Raw genomic sequence first — 18,423 nt, 5'->3', positions numbered from 1 at the left:
GGTGCCCTGACTGATGTATGACCAGGTCTCGACCACCGCTTCCGCGATGCAGAAGTGCCCGGGGCTCCGCGGAGTCCCGGGCACTTGCGTTCGAGTCCGGTCAGGCCTTCTCGGCCTGCTCCTGCTCCTGCGTCGGCTCGCCGTTCTTCTTCGCCTTGGCCAGGCTGGCCCAGGTCGTGATCAGCAGGACCACCACGATGAAGCCCAGCGACATCCAGTTGTTGATCTCCAGCCACTCCGGCACCAGGTGGTACTCGTGGAAGGCGTGGATGATCAGCTTGATGCCGATGAACCCGAGGATCACCGCCAGGCCGACCGACAGGTAGACCAGCTTGTCCACCAGGCCGCCCAGCAGGAAGTACAGCTGGCGCAGACCCATCAGCGCGAAGGCGTTGGCCGCGAAGACCAGGAACGGGTCCTGGGTGATGCCGAAGATCGCCGGGATCGAGTCGACGGCGAACAGCAGGTCGGCGCTGCCGATCGCGACGATCACCACGAACATCGGGGTCAGGAACTTCTTGCCGTCGATCTTCACGACCGACTTGTGGCCGTGGTAGTCGTCGGTCACCGGGAACACCTTGCGGACCCAGCGGACCACGGCGTTCTCGTTGTACTCCTCGTCCTCGTCCTTCTTGCGCACCATGCTGATCGCGGTCCAGATCAGGAACGCGCCGAAGATGAAGAAGATCCAGACGAACTGGGCGATCAGCGCGGCGCCGACGGCGATGAAGATGCCGCGCATCACCAGCGCCAGCAGGATGCCGATCAGCAGCACGCGGTGCTGGTGGATCGAGGGCACCGCGAAGCTCGACATGATCACCATGAAGATGAACAGGTTGTCGATGCTGAGCGAGTACTCGGTGATGTAACCGGTGAAGTACTGGATGGCGAAGTGCGAATCGCCGAAGATCCAGACACCGATGCCGAACAGCACTGCGCACGCGACGTAGAAGGTGACCCACTTCGCCGCTTCACCCGTGGTGACCTCGTGCGGTTTGCGGTCCACGATCACGAGGTCGAGCAGGAGCAGCAGGGCCAGACCACCGAGCGTGGCGGCCCAGACCCACCACGGAACGTCGAGCCGGTCGACCGCTCGTTGTGCCTGCTGGGCGAGCAACGTCACGTCGGCACCCATGAATCACCTCCGGTACAGGGCGTGCGCCAAGGGACCGGAGGTCTCTTCCACCGACCTGAGGTCAGTCGACGGCACCGGGCTTGTCCGAGCAAGTTCCGTGATGACGGCACCGCCGCGAAGGAATACTCCCCTCCACTTGCCAAGATTGTCACTTATGCACACACCGCGACACCAGCGGGGGTGGCCACAAGCAACGAACATCACGCACGGACCGTACGGCGCGGACCAGCCAGCGGCAATGCGAAGCACCCTCACATCACCCCGACGGCGGCCGAAGGCACTGTCGGCGAAGCCGTCCGCGCTCGTACAAGCGGCGCCAGCCGCTTGGAGTGGCTGTGCAGGGTGACCACCGGCGGGTTCTGAGAGCTTTCCCGGCGAGGACGGCCCCTCCGCCGTGTATTGGACATACATCAGGAGGGGCACCCGCAGTCCGGGGAAGCTCTCAGGTCCGCCAAGCGACCTGAGCAAAGCAACCACCGACAAGCACTGGGGCATTGATCTCCTGGCTATCGACGTTATGATCACCGGCACCCGGTTGCGGCCGGGACCGCACGCGGGGATGCGGCGACGACCCGGCGGCGGGCACGACGAGGTGTCCGGTTGCTGTTTGGTCTCTGGTTCATAGCTTCTTGTCTTCGCACTCGTCTGGATCCGAACCGGTGCTGCCGTCTTCCCCTACTGTCGAAAACGTGTCCGCATCCCGTCGCCGCCGCACGCGCCTCGCGCTGGCCGCGCTGTCCTGCATCGCCGTGGTGGTGCTCACCGCGCTCCTGTGGTCCGGCGAGCAACCCCGCCGAGCCGCCCCGGAACCTCCGCGGGAGGCGATGGTCGACGTGGTCGACGGGCCGGACGACAACCAGCGGGTCCAGCTCGACGTCACCCTCTACGCCCCGGCCGAGACCCCGGCGCCGACGATCCTGCTCGCGCACGGGTTCGGCGGCAGCAAGGCGGACACCGCCGGGCAGGCGCAGGAGCTGGTGCAGCGCGGGTTCACGGTGCTCACCTACTCCTCCCGCGGTTTCGGCCGCAGCACCGGCGAGATCGCGCTCAACGATCCCGACTACGAGGTCAAGGACGCCCAGCAGCTGCTGGACTGGCTCGCCCGCCAGCCCGAGGTGTCCCGCGACGGCGACGGCGATCCGCGGGTCGGCGTCACCGGCGCCTCCTACGGCGGGGCGCTGAGCCTGCTGCTGGCCGGTCAGGACCCGCGGGTGGACGCCATCGCCCCGGTGATGACCTACAACGACCTCGGCCAGGCGCTGCTGCCCAACAACGCGGCCCGCAACGCCGGTCCCAGCCCGACCCCGGCCGGCGGTTCGTTCAACGACCGGGGCGTGTTCAAGCAGGCGTGGGCCGGACTGCTGTTCGCCGCCGGGAGCGCACCGCGGCCCGGCGACCAGCCTGGGTCGGGCGGCGGTGCCGCGAACGCCCCGACCGGCCCGCAGGGGCAGCCGCTGACCTGCGGGAACTTCACCGAGGCCGTGTGCAGGGCCTACAGCGAGGTGGCGCAGACCGGGCGGGCCGGGGCGGAGACGCTGGCGCTGCTCGACCGGGTCTCGCCGAAGTCGGTCACCGGGCGGATCAAGGCGCCGACGCTGCTGGTGCAGGGCGAGCGCGACACCCTGTTCGGCCTCGACCAGGCCGACGCCAACGCCCGGCAGATCGCCGCGGTCGGCACGCCGGTCAAGACGATCTGGTTCGCCGGTGGCCACGACGGCGCCGAGCCGGGCCCGGAGCAGCGCGGGCAGATCGCCGACTGGTTCGCCCACCACCTCGGCGGGGTGGAACCGGGACCGGCGCCCGGCACCGGCTTCCAGTTCGACATCGCCGGACGACCGCAGCGCAACGGCGAGATCCCGGTCCGCACCGTCACCGCCGACGCCTACCCGGGCGTGCAGGACGCCGAGCGCGCGCCGCGCTTCGCGCTCGCGCTGCACGGCTCGCCCACCGAGGTGGTCAACCCGCCCGGCGGCAACCCGGCCACGACCAGCTCGCTGCCCGGCGCCGGGCGGGTGCTCGACGCCGCGGGCAGCCTCGGCCAGTCGCTGGCGCGCGACCTGCCCGGCCAGACCGCGGTGTTCCGCACCGAACCGCTGGACAGCCAGCTGCTGATCTCCGGCACCCCGCGGACCCGGATCTCGGTGGCCTCGGTGCCCGGCCAGCCCAGCACCGGGAGCGCGGTGCTGTTCGCCAAGCTCTACGACGTCGACCCCGAGCAGCAGCGCACGCTGATCGGCAACGCGGTCTCCCCGATGCACGTGACCGACCTGCCGCCGGACGGCACCCCCGTCGAGGTCGACGTGGCGCTGCCCGGCGTGGTGCACCCGCTGGAGACCGGCCACCGCCTGGAGCTGGCGGTGACGACCACCGACCAGGCCTACGCGCTGCCGAAGGAACCGGCCGTGCACCTGGTCGGGCTGGCCGGGGACGGCGCGGTGTCGATCCCGTCCGTGCGCGGCACCACGAGCAGCGCCAACGCCGTGCCGACCGCCCCGCTGGTGGGCATCGGGGTGCTGGCCGGGCTGGTGCTGGTCGCCTGGGTGATCTCGCGGATCCGCCGCAAGAGCAGCGACGACCTCGACCCGCTGCTGGCCGACACACCGCTGGTGATCGCCGGGCTGACCAAGTCCTACCCGGACAAGCCCGCCGCCGTGCAGGACCTGTCGATCCGGGTGGAGCGCGGCCAGATCGTCGGGCTGCTCGGCCCCAACGGCGCCGGGAAGACCACCACGCTGCGGATGATGCTGGGCCTGCTGCAGCCGACCTCCGGGCAGATCCGGATCTTCGGCCACCGGCTGGTGGCCGGGGCGCCGGTGCTGTCCCGGGTGGGCGCGCTGGTGGAGGCCCCGGGCTTCCTGCCGCACCTGTCCGGTGTGGACAACCTGCGGTACTACTGGGCGGCGACCGGGCGGCCCATGCTCCAAGCGCGCTTCGACGAGGTCCTGCAGATCGCCGGGCTGGGCAGCGCCGCGCACCGCCGCGTCCGCGCCTACAGCCAGGGCATGAAGCAGCGGCTGGCGATCGCCCAGGCCATGCTCGGCCTGCCCGAGCTGCTGGTGCTCGACGAGCCGACCAATGGGCTGGACCCGCCGCAGATCCACCAGATGCGCGAGATCCTGCGCCGCTACGCGGCGACCGGGCGGTCCGTGCTGGTGTCCAGCCACCTGCTCGCCGAGGTCGAGCAGACCTGCACCCACGTGGTGGTGATGCACAACGGGCGGCTGGTGACCACCGGCAGCGTGGCCGACATCGTGTCGGTCGACGGCTCGGCCACCTTCCGCGTCGACGAGCCGCAGCAGGCCGCCGACGCGCTGCGCACCATCGAGGGGCTGGGTCAGGTGGAGGTCGACGGCGACCTGGTGCACGCCGACCTGGCCGGGCACAAGGCCGCCATCGCGGTGAACGTGCTGGTGGACTCCGGGATCTCGGTGCACCAGGTCGGGCCGCGGCGGCGGTTGGAGGACGCTTTCTTGCAGCTGGTCGGAGAGGAGAACCGGTGACCGACGAGCCGCAGCTCGGCGAGCCCGCGAAGGTCGGGCGGCTGGACACCGCCGAAACCGCGGTGGTGCTCTCGGGGCGCAGCCACCCGGCGCAGCCGGACGGCGGCGTCGAGGGCTACCGGGCGAAGCGGACGCTGCCGGTGCGGGTGGAGCTGGCCCGCCAGCTGCGCCGCCGCCGGACCCGGCTGACGCTGGGCTTCCTGCTGGTGCTGCCGGTGTTGCTGCTGCTGTCGTTCGAGATCGGCGACGCGGGCGGGCGCGGGCGGACCTTCGCCGACATGGCCACCTCGAGCGGCCTGAACTTCGCGGTGTTCACCCTGTTCGCCTCGACCGGTTTCCTGCTGGTCGTGGTGGTGGCGCTGTTCTTCGGCGACACGGTGGCCAGCGAGGCGTCCTGGTCCAGCTTGAAGTACCTGCTGGCGGCGCCGGTTCCGCGCGTCCGGCTGCTGCGGCAGAAGGCGATCGTCGCCGGGGTGCTCTCGCTGTTCGGGCTGGCGCTGCTGACCGCGGTCTCGCTGGGCGTGGGGGTGCTCTGGTACGGCGCCGGGAACCTGGCGACGATCACCGGGGAGGCGGTGCCGTTCCCGACCGGGCTGGTGAGCCTGGCGGCGGCCACCGCGTACCTGGCCGTGCACCTGACCTGGATCGCGGGTCTCGCGCTGTGGTTGAGCGTGAGCACCGACGCCCCGCTCGGCGCGGTCGGCGGTGCCGTGGTGGTGTCGATCCTGTCCGAGATCCTGGACCAGATCACCGCGCTCGGGAGCCTGCGCGCCTACCTGCCGACGCACTACTCGACGGCGTACGCCGACCTGCTCGGCGCGGAGGCCGACTGGACGGAGGTCGCGCACGGCGCCTTCTCCGCGCTGGCCTACGCGGCGCTGTTCACCGCCCTGGCGATCTGGCGCTTCCACCGCAAGGACATCACCAGCTGACGCGTACCGCCTCGGGCATCGAACCCGTTCGCCCGCCCAAAATCACCCGAATGGATGACCACAAGATCGCGTTCGGGTGCTATTGGAGGGCCGTTCGCACAGGTCAGCTGCGCGCGCTGGAGGCGTCGGGGCGCGTGGCCCCCTACCGCCGGGGCGGTCCGGGCGCAAGTCGGGCGGGTGCTCCTCCGGGCGGGTGCTTCGGCGTCACACGCTGGGATTTCACCCCGTCCGGTGAGCGAACCGCCCCGGTCCCGGCGTCATCGAAGCGTTTCCGAAGGTCAACACCCTCGCTACTGAATCTCCACTAGGGTCGCTAGGATCACTCCGGTGATGAGTTGATCAACAAGTGAAACACCAGTAGTCCCGCGGTGACGCCCCCGACCCCCGGCACCTCGTGCCCGTCGCCGTCTCCCCCGACCAAGGACGCTGATGTCTGAGTTCCCTCAAGCCGCATCGGAGCCCGAGCGGTTACCCGCGTCGTCGCCCGGCGCGGATGAAGACCTGCGGCCCGAGCTGCAACGACTGGTCATGCTCCCGCTGGCCGTGATGGCCGTGCTGGGAATCGCCGCGGCCGTCGTGCTGTTCCTCGACACGCCCGTCGAGGCGAAGTACGCAGTGCTCGGCGTCGGCGGGCTCGGCTGCATAGCCCTCCTCGCCCTGGCCTTCCGCAAGGCCACCACCACGGCCACCGAGCTCAACGAACGGACCGAGGACTCCTCCCGGGACGTGCAGCGGTCCCTCGACGAGACCGCGCGCCGCGAGCGGCAGTGGATCGACGCGCTGCGCCGCGAACTCGCCCAGGGCCGGGAAGAACTGCCCCAGCTGGTGGAACGGGTCCAGGCCGGTGAGCAGCCCGCGCCGAAGTGGCCCACCGGCGAGCCCGGCACCTCCGACGACCCCTTCGAGCTGCTCTCCTACGAGATCCGGCAGACGCAGGCCGCGGCCGAGTTCGCCGTGGTCCGCATGCAGCAGTTCGCCGAGAGCGGTGGCACCGTCGACCCGAGCGTCGCGGTGTTCGCCAACATCGCCCGCCGCGTGCAGTCCCTGGCGCACCGCGCCATCCAGCGGCTCGACGACCTGGAGCAGCGGGTCGAGGACCCGGACCTGCTCAAGGGGTTGTTCGCCGTCGACCACCTGGTCACCGGGGTCCGCCGCCAGGCGGAGAGCCTCGCGGTGCTGGGCGGTTCGATGCCGCGGCGCCAGTGGAGCCAGCCGGTGGCGATGTACACCGTGCTGCGCTCGGCGGTCGCCGAGGTCGAGCACTACGCCCGGGTCAAGGTGATCCCGCCGGTCGACGGCACGCTGCACGGCCACGCGGTCGCCGACGTCATCCACCTGGTCGCCGAGCTCGTCGAGAACGCGACCTCCTTCTCCGAACCCGACACCCAGGTCACGGTGAGCACCCAGCGGGTGACCGCCGGGCTGGCGATCGACATCCGGGACCGCGGGCTGGGCATGAAGGTCGCCGACCGCGCCCTGCTCAACGAGCTGCTCGCCAACCCCGGGGCAGTCGACCGCGACGAGCGGCTCAAGGACGGCAGGATCGGCCTGTACGTGGTGGCCCAGCTCGGCCAGCGGCACCAGGTCGCCGTCGAGCTCGAGAACAACATGTACGGCGGAACGGACGCCCACGTGGTGATTCCCAACAAGCTGCTCGGCGAGGACGACGAAGCGCCCGAACCGGAGAAGTCCCCTGTGGACGCCATCGTCGCGCCGGAACCGGCCCCCCAGCCGGAGGTCGCCGAACCGGAGCCCGTCGCCGCGATCGAGCCCGCACCCCGGCGCGCGGCGGAGCGGACCTTCGAGGCCTGGCCGGCGGCGCCGGAACCCGTTGCGGCGCCGGAGAACGGCACCCGCCGGGGCGTGCACCGCGCCCCCGTCGAGAGCCTCTCCGGCAACGGCAACGGCAACGGCAACGGCAACTCCTCGTCGGGCTACGGCCGCCACTCCGGCGTCGTGCCGCTCACCCAGACGTCCACTTCGGACACAGCGCAGTTCCCCAAGGCGCAGCTCCCGGGCGAGCAGAGCCACACCGGGCAGTTCCCCGGCGAGAAGGTGCTCAGCGACGAGAAGCGCCCGCCGCTGCCCCGGCGCGATCGCACCAAGAGCTACGTCGCGCCGCAGCTCGCCGGTGGCCCGAAGGTCGAAGACACCCCACGAGGTGGCCCCAACCCCGGCTTGTGGGCGGCCTACCGGCAGGGCGTCGAGGGCGGTGTCTCCGACCGCCACCCCGACGAACACCCCGGCTGATCCGCTCGCACCTCCCCGCACTGAACCCAAGGAGTTCTCTACCGATGGCCAATGACGTGCCCGGTTCGACATCCGATCTGAGCTGGTTGCTCGCCGACCTGATGCGGCGGGTCCCGCACACCCGCTGCGCGCTGCTGGCCTCCTCGGACGGGCTTCGCCGGTACCACCACGGACTGGAGGCCGACGAGGCCGACGCGCTGGCCGCCTGGGCCGCCGCCCAGTGCTCGCTGGCCCGCAACGGCGGGCAGCGCTTCGGCGCCGGCGGCGGGGTGCGCCAGGTGGTGGCGGAGTTCGACGACGTGATCTTCTTCGTCTCCGCCGCCGGACCCGGCGCGGTGCTCGTCGTGCTCGCCACCCCGGAGGCCGACGCCGCCGTGCTGGGCTACGAGATCGCCCAGCTGGTCAAGCGGGTGCCCTCGCACCTGACCACGGCGACGCGGCAGCCCGCGGCCGCGCGGAGTTCCGGCGATCTGGGCAGGTGACCATGTCGGGACCTCCGGAGAAGATGTGGCTCGACAACGAAGCCGGCCCCCTGCTGCGGCCGTACTCGCTCACCAACGGCCGGACCAAGCCGTCCGCGACGCTGTCGCTGCAGTCGCTGGTGCGGTCGACCGGTCGTCTCGCCCCGGACCGGGTGGAACCGACGCACGCCAAGATGCTGGAGCTCTGCCGGGTCGCCACCTCGGTCGCCGAGGTGTCCGCCCACCTGCGGCAGCCCGCCGTGGTCACCAAGGTACTGCTGTCCGACCTCATCGACTGGGGTGCGATCACCACGCGCGTGCCCACCGAGATGCCGGACCGAGAACAACTGGAGGCGTTGCTGCATGGTCTCCGACAGCTCTGAGCTGTTCCCGACCGCGTTCAAGTTCCTGATCGCGGGCGGATTCGGCGTCGGGAAGACCACTTTCGTCCGGTCGGTCAGCGAGATCGAACCGCTCACCACCGAGGAGACCCTCACCGTCGCCAGCATCGGCACCGACGACCTGTCGGGTGTCGGCGAGAAGACCACGACCACCGTCGCCATGGACTTCGGGCGCATCACGTTCAACCCGCAGAACATCGTCCTGTTCCTGTTCGGCACGCCCGGCCAGGAGCGGTTCTGGTTCATGTGGGAGGACCTGGTGCGCGGCGCGCTCGGCGCGGTGGTCCTGGCCGACACCCGGCGATTGGAGGACTGCTTCGCCGCCGTCGAGTTCTTCGAACAGCGCGGCATCGACTTCGTCGTCGCGGTCAACCACTTCGACGGCAGCTTCCACTACCGCCCGGAGGAGGTGCGGGAGGCGCTGGACATCAAGCCGCACATCCCGGTCGTGATGTGCGACGCGCGCGATCGCCGCTCGACGGCGTCCGTGCTGGTCCAGCTGACCGAGCACGTCCTCACGTCCCGTCCCCTGTAGACGTACCGAAACGGAGCCCCCTCATGACCACCTTCGACGACGCCGGCTACCGGCACCTGACCCCGGTGGACAAGAACGCGGCGGAACGTGCGGCGCGGCTGCGCCAGCTGGGCCTGGGCGACCAGGCCGAGCCGGAGTTCGACGCGTTCGCCCAGCGGGTGGCGCAGGCCCTGGGCGTGCCCAACGCGATGGTCAACTTCATCGGCGACACGCGCCAGTACCTCGGCGGCCTGTACTCCTCGGTCGGCGCGGACTCCGCCCCCGACACCGACCCGCGCGTGGCGCCGATGGACACCGGCTACTGCCCGCACGTCATCGCCCGCGGCATGGCGCTGGTCCTCGAGGACGTCTGCGACTACCCGCGGTTCGCGGGCAACGACGTCGTGGACCGGATGAACGTCCGCTCCTACCTCGGCGCCCCGCTGATCGACCGCACCGGTGTCGCCCTGGGCACCGTCTGCGTGATCGACAGCGAACCGCGCCCGTGGGGCCGCGACGGCCTCAACCTGATCAAGACGCTCGCCGCCGAAGGGGTGGAGATGATCCACCAGCGCGAGCGCGACCTCAAGGGCTGAGCTGGAGCCCGCGGGCACTTCAGCGCTGAAACCGAGAACCCCCCGTCGGGACGATCCCGACGGGGGGTTCTGGTGTTCGGGCGCTCAGCGGCGCAGCAGGGGGTCCAGCTCGTTCTGCTCGCCCGGGCGGCGCTGGTCGATGTCGCCGATCAGGCTCTGGTAGCCGGTGATGTGGTTCGCGACCTCGTCCACAGTGGGCAGGTCGACGAACGGCATCCCGCTCTCCGCGCTGCGCAGGCGCTCCCGGAGCTGCCGCTCGCACCAGGCCGCGGTGTGCGGGTGCATCTCGGAGCGGTTGGCGATCTCGCTGGTCAGCGCGGCGAGGATGCTCCAGCAGGCCAGCTCGCCCACGACGTTGGCCAGCACGTGGCGCTGCTGCGCGCCCGCGGTGGCCAGGGTGGTGAGCTTGTCCACGCGCTCGGCGAGGTCGTGCACCTGCGGGGCGGCGTCGAACTGGCCCACCAGCTCCATGAACCGGCCCGGGGCGGCGAGGAACGTGGTGCCCAGGTAGACGGTGATCGCCTCCGTGCTGCCCTCGAAGATCCGGAACAACCGGTAGTCGCGGAAGTGCTGGGCCACCACGTTGGTGTCCACGTAGCCGCGCGCGCCGAGCAGCTGCACGCACCGGTCCACCACCTCGAACCCGAGCTCGCAGCCGAGGATCTTCGCGACGAAGTACAGCGGGTCCGCGACCTTCTCACCGGCGTCCAGCCGGGCGCCGATGTGGCGGACGAGCGCCCCGACGGCCTGGGTCGCCGCCACGCTGTCGGCGAGGATCTGGTGGATGCGCCCGTTCTCGGCGAGGTTGCCGGTGGCGACCTCGCGCCGCTGCGTGAAGCGCAGCGCGAGCTCCAGCGACCGCATCATGGCGCCTTGCGCACCCGCGGCGAGGTTGACCCGGCCCTTGGTGAACGCGGTCTTCGCCGCGAGCAGGCCCTGCCCTTCCGCGCCGAGCAGCGATTCGGCGGGCACCCGGAGGTTGTCGAAGGTCAGGCTGTTCTGCGGCACCACCTTCAGGCCGAGGGTGAGCACCTCGGGGCCGCCGATGTAGCCCGGGGTCGAGGTGTCGACCACGAAACCGGTGATCCCGGCGTCCTGCCCGCGCTCGTCGATCAGCCGGGCGAACACGTTGACGTAGGCGGCGTCGGCACCGAGGCTGATCCACTGCTTGCCGCCGTTGATGACGTAGGAACCGTCGGGCTGCTTGACCGCGCGCGTGCTGATGGCCCGCACGTGGGAGCCCATGCCCGGCTCGCTGATCGCGCTGGTGACCAGCCGCCGCCCCTGCGCCAGCTCGGGCAGGACCGCGTCCCGCACCGCGGGCTGGGCGAAGCCCTGGATCGGGGGGACGCCGAGCGTGTTGTGCACGGCGGTGAGGATGAGCAGGTTCGCGTCGATCGCGCCGAGCTGCGTCATCACCCGCAGGGCGTCGGTGTTCGAGAGGCCCATCCCCAGGTGCGACTTGGGGATCTGCAGCCCGAACAGCCCTTCGGCGGCCAGGTCGGGGATGAACGACGTGGGGTAGGCGCGCCGCTCGTCCATCCTCCGCGAGTCGAGGCGCTCCCTGGTGTACCTGCGCAGGAATTCCAGCAGGTGCGACACGGCGTTCGGGGTGGTGGCGCAGTGATCAGTTGGTTCCATACGTCCCTCCTCTGCGGACTGCTGGCGCGGTGCGGCGCGCTGACCGCGATTCGGGCGCGGTGGTGCCGAGGCGGGCGGTCAGGGCGCGAGCTGTCCCCCGCCTGGAGATGTCCGGGCAGGTCGGGGGCGAGTCGTTCTACGGCGGAAAGGCGACTCCGCGCACAGCAGTCGCTGGCTCCTGTCCAACGCGGGGTGTCGGTGGCCTCGTTGCCCGGCCGACCGGCGGAAGCAGGGGTTCCGCGGGCCGCGGCGCCGCGGGGTGCGCCGACGTCACCGCGCGAGCCGGAGTTCGCGCTGCCCCGACGCGGTCGCACCGGTGCCCACCGGGACACCGGACGCGCAGCGACTGGGCGGCGTCCATGCACGAGCTCCGTTTCCGCGACAACCTGCTGGTTCCGTCCAATTGCGAACAGTGCCGTCAAAAGTACCGTGTTTACTTCTTCCGGGGTACCACCTTTACGGTGAGACGATCACCCCATATCGGAAACTTCGTTACACAGCGCAATATTTGCCGGATACGAGCGGTCGCCTGCCCGACAATCGTGATCATCCGTCGTGCTAAAGGGCATCCTTTTGCCACCGGTGATCACGCTGTGTTGATCTTGAGCTGCCGCGAGGTCGAGAACACACCAACTGCCCCGGAATCCGGTCAACTTCCCCCGCGATCGGCGGCCGAGCGCGGAACTCCTGGCAGCAAAGGGAATTCCGCCCGCGTGCTAACCTGAGGGGTGCAGCACTGCCCAGTCCGACAGCGCGGGTGAAGCGATGGAGATGTTCCACCTGCGGTACTTCGTGGCCGTCGCGGAGAACCTGTCCTTCTCCAAGGCCGCGCGACAGCTGCACATGGCGACCTCGCCGCTCAGCCAGCGGGTGCGCGACCTGGAGCGCGACCTCGGTTCGGTGCTGTTCGAGCGCGACTCCCACCACGTCCAGCTGACCGAGGCCGGGGCCGCGCTGCTGCCGATCGCCAAGGACGTGCTGGGCCGCTTCGACGACATCCCCTGGCGGCTGCGCGAGGCGATCAGCCCGCCGCGCCCGGTGGTCTACGTCGGCATCCCGCCCGGCCTGCACTCCGCGCTGCGCGACCGGCTGCGGACCTTCGAGCAGCGGTGCGCGGCCGGGTGCGACATCAAGCGCTGGCCGGGCGGCAGCAGCGACCTGCTCGCCGGGGTGCAGCGCGGCGAGCTGGCGATGGCGCTGGTGCACCTGCCGGTGCACGCCGAGGGCATCGAGGTGTTCGAGGTGATGCGCGAACCGCTGGGCGCGGTGCTGCCCGCCGCCGAGTTCGGCGCCCGGACCTCGGTGTCGCTGCACGAGCTGGTCGACCACACCTACGTCAGCCCGGCCGCGCGGATGCTGCCGAGCTACTACGACGAGGTGGAGGCGCGCCTGCGGGCTGCCGGGATCCACCGGCGGATGACCTTGGACACCGGCGACTACGGCAGCACCAGCGAATTCGTCGCGAATGGTTCGGCGTTCTCCATTTCGATGCTGGACCCGGAAAGCGGAATGTGGAAGCACCGCTCGGAGAACACCGTGGTACTGCCCTTCGAGGATTTCGACCCGGCGCTGGCGACCGGTCTCATCTGGCGGCAGGACCGCACCGAAACCCACTCCGACCTGCGCAGACTGATCGACGAGGCGAAACTCGCGCTGTCCGGTCCGACGGCGTGACCGCTGCGGTCACGCCATTGTTCGCGCAACGGTGCCGCTGATCGATTGAATCGCCCTCCCCTGCCGAACTAGCGTAGTTAGCGAAGCGAAAAACCGTTCGGGAAATGTTCCCGGGAGTGGCGATGACCTCCACCAATTCCGCATCCGGCCCGCTGGCGGGCGTGCGCGTGATCGACATGGCCACCGTGGTGATGGGTCCCTACGCGGCCCAGATCCTCGGCGACCTCGGCGCCGACGTGATCAAGATCGAGTCGCCGAAGGACACCGCGCGCTACGGCACGCTGCACCGGACCCCCGGCATGACGCCGCTGAGCCTCAACGTGAACCGCAACAAGCGCAGCGTTCGGCTCAACCTCAAGGACGACGCCGACCGCGCCGAGGCGCTGAAGCTGATCGGCACCGCCGACATCCTGATCACCAACATGCGCATCGGCGCGCTGCGCCGCCTCGGCATGGACTACGAGAGCCTGGCCGCCGCGAACCCGAAGCTGATCTACGCGCACGCGCAGGGCTTCCGCCCCGACTCCGACCGCGCCGACCTCGCCGCCTACGACGAGACCGTGCAGGCCGCCTCCGGGCTGCTGGACCTGGCCCAGCGCGCCGGCGACATCGGGCAGCCGGTGGTGCTGCCGAGCATCTTCGCCGACAAGGTCGCCGCGCTGACCATCGCCTACTCGGCGCTGGCCGCCCTGGTGCACCAGCGCGCCACCGGGCAGGGCCAGCTGGTCGAGGTGCCGATGGCCGACACGCTGCTGGCGTTCAACCTCGTCGAACACCTGCAGGGCCGCCTGTACGAGCCGCCGATGGGGCCGACCGGGTTCGCGCTCTCGATGAACAAGGGCCACCGGGCCCGGCCCACCAAGGACGGCCTGGCCATGATCATCCCCTACAGCCCGCAGAACTTCCGCGACCTGTTCTGCGCCGCCGGTCGGCCGGACCTGGCCGAGGACCCGCGGCTGGCCGGTGAGTTCGTGGACAGCAGGCGGGACGGCGAGGCGCTGGCCGAGCTGATCGAATCGGTCACCCCGAACCTGACCACCGCCGAGTGGATCGAGGTGTGCAGCAAGCACAGCATCCCGGTCGGGCCGGTGCTCAAGCTCGACGAGGCCGCCGACGACCCCTACGTGCGCGACGGGCACCTGCTCGACGTCGCCGAGCACCCCAGCGAGGGCAGCTACCGCGTGGTGGGCGTGCCGATGCGCTTCTCCGCCACCCCGGCCGCGGTCCGGCGGCACGCGCCGCTGCCCGGCCAGCACACCGAGGAAGTCCTCGCCGAGCTCAGGAGGGGCGAATGAGCGCGCCGAACACCGCGGTGCAGACCGAGACCGTCAGCTCCGCGCTGGTCATCACCATCAACCGCCCGCAGGCGCGCAACGCCGTCGACGCCGCGGTGGCCAACGGCATCGCCGCCGCCGTCGACGAGCTGGAGAGCAACCCGGAGCTCAGCGTCGGCGTGCTCACCGGCGCCGCGGGCACCTTCAGCGCGGGCATGGACCTCAAGGCCGCGGCCCGCGGCGAGTCGCCGGTGGTGCCGGGCCGGGGCTTCGCCGGGCTCGCCGAGGCCGAGACCGGCAAGCCGCTGATCGCCGCCGTCGAGGGCTACGCGATGGGCGGCGGGTTCGAGCTGGCGCTGGCCTGCGACCTGGTCGTGGCCGCCACCGGGGCGCGGTTCGCGCTGCCCGAGGTCAAGCGCGGGCTGATCGCCGGTGGTGGCGGGGTGATCCGGCTGCCCAAGCGCATCCCGCACCACCTGGCGATGGAGTTGCTGCTCACCGGCCGCACCATCGACGCCGAGCGGGCGCGCGAGCTGGGGCTGGTCAACCGCGTGGTGGGCGACGGCGAGGCCGTTCCCGCCGCCCTGGAGCTGGCCGCCGAGGTCGCGGCGAACGCGCCGCTGGCGCTGGCCGCGGTCAAGAAGGTGGTCCGGCTCTCCGATGGCGTGCCCGACGCGGAGGCGTTCTCCTCGCAGCGCGCGGAGTCGAGGGCACTGCGCGAATCCGAGGACTTCGCCGAAGGCGTGCGGGCCTTCGCCGAGAAGCGCGCACCGCAGTGGAGGGGACGATGAACCGCGAACAGATCCTGCAGAGCCTGGCCACACCGCTGACCAGCCCCGCCTACGCCCCGGCCGCGGCGCGGTTCACCGACCGCGAGTACCTCAACGTCGTCTACCGCACCGATGCCGATGCGCTGCGGGCCGTGGTGCCCGAGCCGCTGGAGTTCGACGAGCCGCTGGTGCGCTTCGAGGTCATGAAGATGGGCGACGTCACCTCGTTCGGCCCGTACGTCGAGGCCGGGCAGGCGATCCCGGTGCGGCTCGGCGACGAGCACGGCGAGTACCTGCACGCCATGTACCTCGACAACTTCCCGGCCACCGCGGCCGGGCGCGAGGCCAGCGCCTACCCGAAGGTGATGGGCTCCCCGGCGCTGCGCGTCGACCACGCCGCGCTGGTGGGCACCCTGGACTACGGCGCGGAACGGGTGGCCACCGCGACGATGGGCTACAAGCACCACCCGATGGACCTGGCCGAGGCCGAAGCGCAGATCACCGCGCCCACCTACATGCTCAAGATCGTGCCCGGCCCGGACCACCGGCCCCGGGTGTGCGAGCTGGTGCGCAGCCAGATCACCGACATCACCGTCAAGGCCGCCTACACCGGTCCCGCGCGGTTGCAGCTGTTCGAGCACGTGCTCGCGCCGCTGGCCGACCTGCCGGTGCGCGAGGTGGTCTCGGCCAGCCACGTCCTGACCGACCTCACCCTGGGCGGCATCGAAACCGTGCACGACTACCTGGCCGAGGAGGCATCATGAGTCCGAAGTGGACGACGGTCGCCGTGGTCGGCGCCGGGACGATCGGGCTGTCCTGGGCGGCGCTGTTCGCCGCGAACGGCATCGAGGTCCGCATCACCGACCCGCGCGAGGACCTCGCCGAGGCGGTGCGCGCCGCGCTGCCGCCGCTGGCCGCCAGCATCCCGGGCGCCGACGTGGACGACCTGCGCAGCCGCATCCGGGTGACCGGCGACCTCGCCGAGGCCGTGGCGGACGTGGACCTGGTGCAGGAGAACGGTCCGGAGCGGCTGGAGTTCAAGCAGCAGCTGTTCGCCGAGATCGCCCGCCTCGCACCGGAGAGCGCGGTGCTGGCCTCCTCCAGCTCCGGCATCATCGCCACCGCGATCGCCGCCGAGCTGCCCGACTCCGCGGCGGAGCGGCTGCTCATCGCGCACCCGTTCAACCCGCCGCAGGTCGTGCCGCTGGTGGAGATCGTGCCGGGCGAGCGCACCGCGGAGCCGGTGGCCGAGGCCGCGGTGGAGTTCTACCGCGCGCTGGGCAAGACCCCGGTCCGGCTGCGCAAGGAGATCCCCGGATTCGTCGCCAACCGCCTGCAGAGCGCGATCATGCAGGAGTCGATCTCCCTGGTGCTGCAGGGGGTCGTGGACGTCGACGAGCTGGACACCGTGATGAAGGCGTCGCTGGGCGGTCGGTACGCGACCGTCGGCCCCTTCGAGAGCTTCCACCTCGGCGGCGGCCCCGGCGGCATCCGGCACATGATGGCCCACCTCGGCGTCGGCATGGCCGAGCGCTGGAAGGACCTCGGCCACCCGCAGCTGACCGAGGACGGCATCGCGACCATCTCCGACCAGACCGAAGCGGCCTACGGCGCGGGCCCGGACGCCTACCTGGAGCGCTCCGAACTGCGCGACCGCAAGCAGAACGCGATCAACGCCGTCCTGCACGACCTCACGAGCTGAGCCCTCCGACCCGGAACACCGCGATTTCAATGGAAATCGCACCTCCGATTTCCATTGAGCCTTTTTCATCCTGCCCGTGGACCGCAGCTGCGAAGGGCGAACTGCACCGGTCGGCAGGTGCCGCATGCGCCGCAGGCGCATAACCCACCCTCGCAACTCGCACCGCCGCGGGTTCTCAGCGTTCGCCTGGCGAGGACGGCCCTGACGCCGTGTATCGGCTCATACATAAGTCAGGGCACCCACAGCCAGGCGGGCGCTGAGGTTCCGCCACTTGCACCGCCACGCAGAACGAGGTTGGAAAAACCTCATTGAAATCGCGGGGACCCCAGCTCGACCCATCCCGCACGCACCACTGAGGACAGAGAAATGCCCAAGCCCGTCAACACCAACCCCGACTTCTTCGGCTTCGCCGACCTGCTCAGCGAGGCGGAGCGCGCCGAGCTCGCCGAGATCCGCGAGTACCTGGAGCGGGAGATCAAGCCGCTCGCGAACGACGCGTGGGACAAGGCCGAGTTCCCGTTCGAGGCGATCGAGAAGTTCGCCAAGCTGCGGCTGGCCGGGTACCAGTACCCCGAGTACGGCGACGGCAAGCCGCGCAGCCCGCTGTTCACCGGTTTCCTGAGCCTGGAGCTGAACCGGATCGACCCGTCGCTGGCGGTGTTCTCCGGTGTCCACACCGGACTCGCGATGGGCAGCATCTACAACGGCGGCGACCAGGAGCAGCGGGACCGCTGGATCCCGGACATGGCCGACATGACCAAGATCGGCGCCTTCGCGCTCACCGAACCCGAAGGCGGCTCCGACGTCGCAGGCGGCATGCGCACCACCGCGCGAAGGGACGGCGATGATTGGGTGCTCAACGGCGCCAAGCGCTGGATCGGCAACGGCACCTTCGCCGACCTGATCGTGGTGTGGGCGCGCGACGAGGCCGACGACCAGGTCAAGGGATTCGTGGTGGAGAAGGGCACGCCCGGCTTCCGGGCGAGCAAGATCGAGGGCAAGATCGCGTTGCGCACGGTGCAGAACGCCGACATCGTGCTCGACGACGTCCGCGTCCCGGAGGCCAACCGGCTGCAGAACATCAACAGCTTCCGCGACACCGCCAAGGTGCTGGCCAAGACCCGCGGCGGCGTGGCCTGGCAGGCGCTGGGCGTGGCGGTGCGCGCCTACGAGCTGGCCCGCGAGTACGCGGTGAACCGGGTGCAGTTCGGCAAGCCGATCGGCGCGTTCCAGATGATCCAGGACCTGCTGGTGAAGATGCTGGGCAACATCACCGCGATGTTCGGCATCGTGGTGCGCCTCAACGAGCTGGTCGCCCAGGGCCGCGGCGGCGCGGAGCAGGCGGCGCTGGCCAAGGCGTTCACCACCACCAAGATGCGCGAAGTGGTCGCCTGGGCGCGAGAGCTGTTCGGCGGCAACGGGATCGTCCTGGACTACGAGGTCGCCAAGTTCTTCTCCGACGCGGAGGCGGTGTACTCCTTCGAGGGGTCCCGCGAGATGAACACCCTGATCGTCGGCAAGTCCATCACCGGCCTCAGCGCCTTCGCCTGATCCGACCGCAGGGACGCCTCCG

15 protein-coding genes are annotated in these 18,423 nt (G+C 70.6%); 13 read left to right on the top strand and 2 right to left on the bottom strand.

The window, feature by feature from the left end; translation table 11 throughout:
• Nucleotides 1–100: 100 nt before the first annotated feature.
• Entirely contained in the window at nt 101–1,135 is a 1,035-nt protein-coding gene (locus F1721_RS24020) for a TerC family protein (protein WP_150069016.1), read from the bottom strand.
• Nucleotides 1,136–1,959: 824 nt separating this feature from the next.
• Here F1721_RS24020 and F1721_RS24015 point away from each other — a divergent pair.
• The 7 genes from F1721_RS24015 to F1721_RS23985 all read left to right on the top strand — a co-directional run bounded on the left by F1721_RS24015 (nt 1,960) and on the right by F1721_RS23985 (nt 9,789).
• Complete coding sequence (locus tag F1721_RS24015) at nt 1,960–4,635, top strand: alpha/beta fold hydrolase (protein ID WP_150069098.1); 2,676 nt, start codon at nt 1,960–1,962, stop codon at nt 4,633–4,635.
• 41 nt (nt 4,636–4,676) lie between these two features.
• Nucleotides 4,677–5,567, top strand: a complete 891-nt coding sequence (locus F1721_RS24010) for an ABC transporter permease (protein ID WP_150069097.1) — start codon at nt 4,677–4,679, stop codon at nt 5,565–5,567.
• Nucleotides 5,568–5,996: 429 nt separating this feature from the next.
• Complete coding sequence (locus F1721_RS24005; protein WP_150069015.1) at nt 5,997–7,817, top strand: sensor histidine kinase; 1,821 nt, start codon at nt 5,997–5,999, stop codon at nt 7,815–7,817.
• A 44-nt stretch (nt 7,818–7,861) separates the two neighbouring features.
• Nucleotides 7,862–8,299 carry a roadblock/LC7 domain-containing protein gene (locus F1721_RS24000; protein WP_150069014.1) on the top strand — a complete coding sequence of 146 codons (438 nt, stop codon included), beginning with the start codon at nt 7,862–7,864 and terminating at the stop codon, nt 8,297–8,299.
• A gap of 2 nt (nt 8,300–8,301) precedes the next feature.
• The gene (locus F1721_RS23995; protein ID WP_150069012.1) at nt 8,302–8,661 is read left to right on the top strand and encodes a DUF742 domain-containing protein; all 360 of its coding nucleotides are present in this window, start codon (nt 8,302–8,304) and stop codon (nt 8,659–8,661) included.
• Nucleotides 8,642–9,214 carry a GTP-binding protein gene (locus tag F1721_RS23990; protein ID WP_150069011.1) on the top strand — a complete coding sequence of 191 codons (573 nt, stop codon included), beginning with the start codon at nt 8,642–8,644 and terminating at the stop codon, nt 9,212–9,214. Before F1721_RS23995 ends, F1721_RS23990 begins: the two co-directional genes overlap by 20 nt.
• Nucleotides 9,215–9,237: 23 nt before the next feature.
• Complete coding sequence (locus F1721_RS23985; protein WP_150069010.1) at nt 9,238–9,789, top strand: GAF domain-containing protein; 552 nt, start codon at nt 9,238–9,240, stop codon at nt 9,787–9,789.
• An 84-nt stretch (nt 9,790–9,873) separates the two neighbouring features.
• On the opposite strand, the gene F1721_RS23980 is transcribed toward F1721_RS23985, so the two are convergent.
• Complete coding sequence (locus F1721_RS23980) at nt 9,874–11,430, bottom strand: acyl-CoA dehydrogenase family protein (protein ID WP_150069009.1); 1,557 nt, start codon at nt 11,428–11,430, stop codon at nt 9,874–9,876.
• Between the two features lie 765 nt (nt 11,431–12,195).
• Between F1721_RS23980 and F1721_RS23975 the strand changes: the two genes are divergently transcribed.
• The 6 genes from F1721_RS23975 (at nt 12,196) to F1721_RS23950 (ending at nt 18,401) form a co-directional block, all read left to right on the top strand.
• Nucleotides 12,196–13,104, top strand: coding sequence for a LysR family transcriptional regulator (locus tag F1721_RS23975; protein WP_150069008.1), 909 nt, complete (start codon nt 12,196–12,198; stop codon nt 13,102–13,104).
• A 122-nt stretch (nt 13,105–13,226) separates the two neighbouring features.
• Nucleotides 13,227–14,399, top strand: coding sequence for a CaiB/BaiF CoA transferase family protein (locus F1721_RS23970; protein WP_150069007.1), 1,173 nt, complete (start codon nt 13,227–13,229; stop codon nt 14,397–14,399).
• A complete protein-coding gene (locus F1721_RS23965) occupies nt 14,396–15,169 on the top strand; it encodes a crotonase/enoyl-CoA hydratase family protein (RefSeq protein ID WP_150069006.1) in 774 nt (257 codons plus the stop codon). Before F1721_RS23970 ends, F1721_RS23965 begins: the two co-directional genes overlap by 4 nt.
• On the top strand, nt 15,166–15,912 hold the full coding sequence (locus F1721_RS23960; RefSeq protein ID WP_170301584.1) for an acetoacetate decarboxylase: 747 nt from the start codon (nt 15,166–15,168) through the stop codon (nt 15,910–15,912). The genes F1721_RS23965 and F1721_RS23960 overlap by 4 nt, the downstream gene beginning before the upstream one ends.
• Nucleotides 15,909–16,850 carry a 3-hydroxyacyl-CoA dehydrogenase NAD-binding domain-containing protein gene (locus F1721_RS23955; protein WP_195141484.1) on the top strand — a complete coding sequence of 314 codons (942 nt, stop codon included), beginning with the start codon at nt 15,909–15,911 and terminating at the stop codon, nt 16,848–16,850. The genes F1721_RS23960 and F1721_RS23955 overlap by 4 nt, the downstream gene beginning before the upstream one ends.
• Before the next feature lie 366 nt (nt 16,851–17,216).
• On the top strand, nt 17,217–18,401 hold the full coding sequence (locus F1721_RS23950; protein WP_150069004.1) for an acyl-CoA dehydrogenase family protein: 1,185 nt from the start codon (nt 17,217–17,219) through the stop codon (nt 18,399–18,401).
• The last annotated feature ends 22 nt before the right edge of the window (nt 18,402–18,423 follow it).

Source organism: Saccharopolyspora hirsuta, from assembly GCF_008630535.1.
Taxonomy (GTDB): domain Bacteria; phylum Actinomycetota; class Actinomycetes; order Mycobacteriales; family Pseudonocardiaceae; genus Saccharopolyspora; species Saccharopolyspora hirsuta.
This window is presented reverse-complemented; position numbering and strand designations above follow the sequence as displayed.

Coding starts and splice junctions, on each gene's coding strand:
- F1721_RS24020 (WP_150069016.1), bottom strand. CDS start 1,135: ATGGGTGCCGACGTGACGTTGCTCGCCCAGCAGGCACAACGAGCGGTC.
- F1721_RS24015 (WP_150069098.1), top strand. CDS start 1,960: ATGGTCGACGTGGTCGACGGGCCGGACGACAACCAGCGGGTCCAGCTC.
- F1721_RS24005 (WP_150069015.1), top strand. CDS start 5,997: ATGTCTGAGTTCCCTCAAGCCGCATCGGAGCCCGAGCGGTTACCCGCG.
- F1721_RS24000 (WP_150069014.1), top strand. CDS start 7,862: ATGGCCAATGACGTGCCCGGTTCGACATCCGATCTGAGCTGGTTGCTC.
- F1721_RS23995 (WP_150069012.1), top strand. CDS start 8,302: ATGTCGGGACCTCCGGAGAAGATGTGGCTCGACAACGAAGCCGGCCCC.
- F1721_RS23990 (WP_150069011.1), top strand. CDS start 8,642: ATGGTCTCCGACAGCTCTGAGCTGTTCCCGACCGCGTTCAAGTTCCTG.
- F1721_RS23985 (WP_150069010.1), top strand. CDS start 9,238: ATGACCACCTTCGACGACGCCGGCTACCGGCACCTGACCCCGGTGGAC.
- F1721_RS23980 (WP_150069009.1), bottom strand. CDS start 11,430: ATGGAACCAACTGATCACTGCGCCACCACCCCGAACGCCGTGTCGCAC.
- F1721_RS23975 (WP_150069008.1), top strand. CDS start 12,196: ATGGAGATGTTCCACCTGCGGTACTTCGTGGCCGTCGCGGAGAACCTG.
- F1721_RS23970 (WP_150069007.1), top strand. CDS start 13,227: ATGACCTCCACCAATTCCGCATCCGGCCCGCTGGCGGGCGTGCGCGTG.
- F1721_RS23965 (WP_150069006.1), top strand. CDS start 14,396: ATGAGCGCGCCGAACACCGCGGTGCAGACCGAGACCGTCAGCTCCGCG.
- F1721_RS23960 (WP_170301584.1), top strand. CDS start 15,166: ATGAACCGCGAACAGATCCTGCAGAGCCTGGCCACACCGCTGACCAGC.
- F1721_RS23955 (WP_195141484.1), top strand. CDS start 15,909: ATGAGTCCGAAGTGGACGACGGTCGCCGTGGTCGGCGCCGGGACGATC.
- F1721_RS23950 (WP_150069004.1), top strand. CDS start 17,217: ATGCCCAAGCCCGTCAACACCAACCCCGACTTCTTCGGCTTCGCCGAC.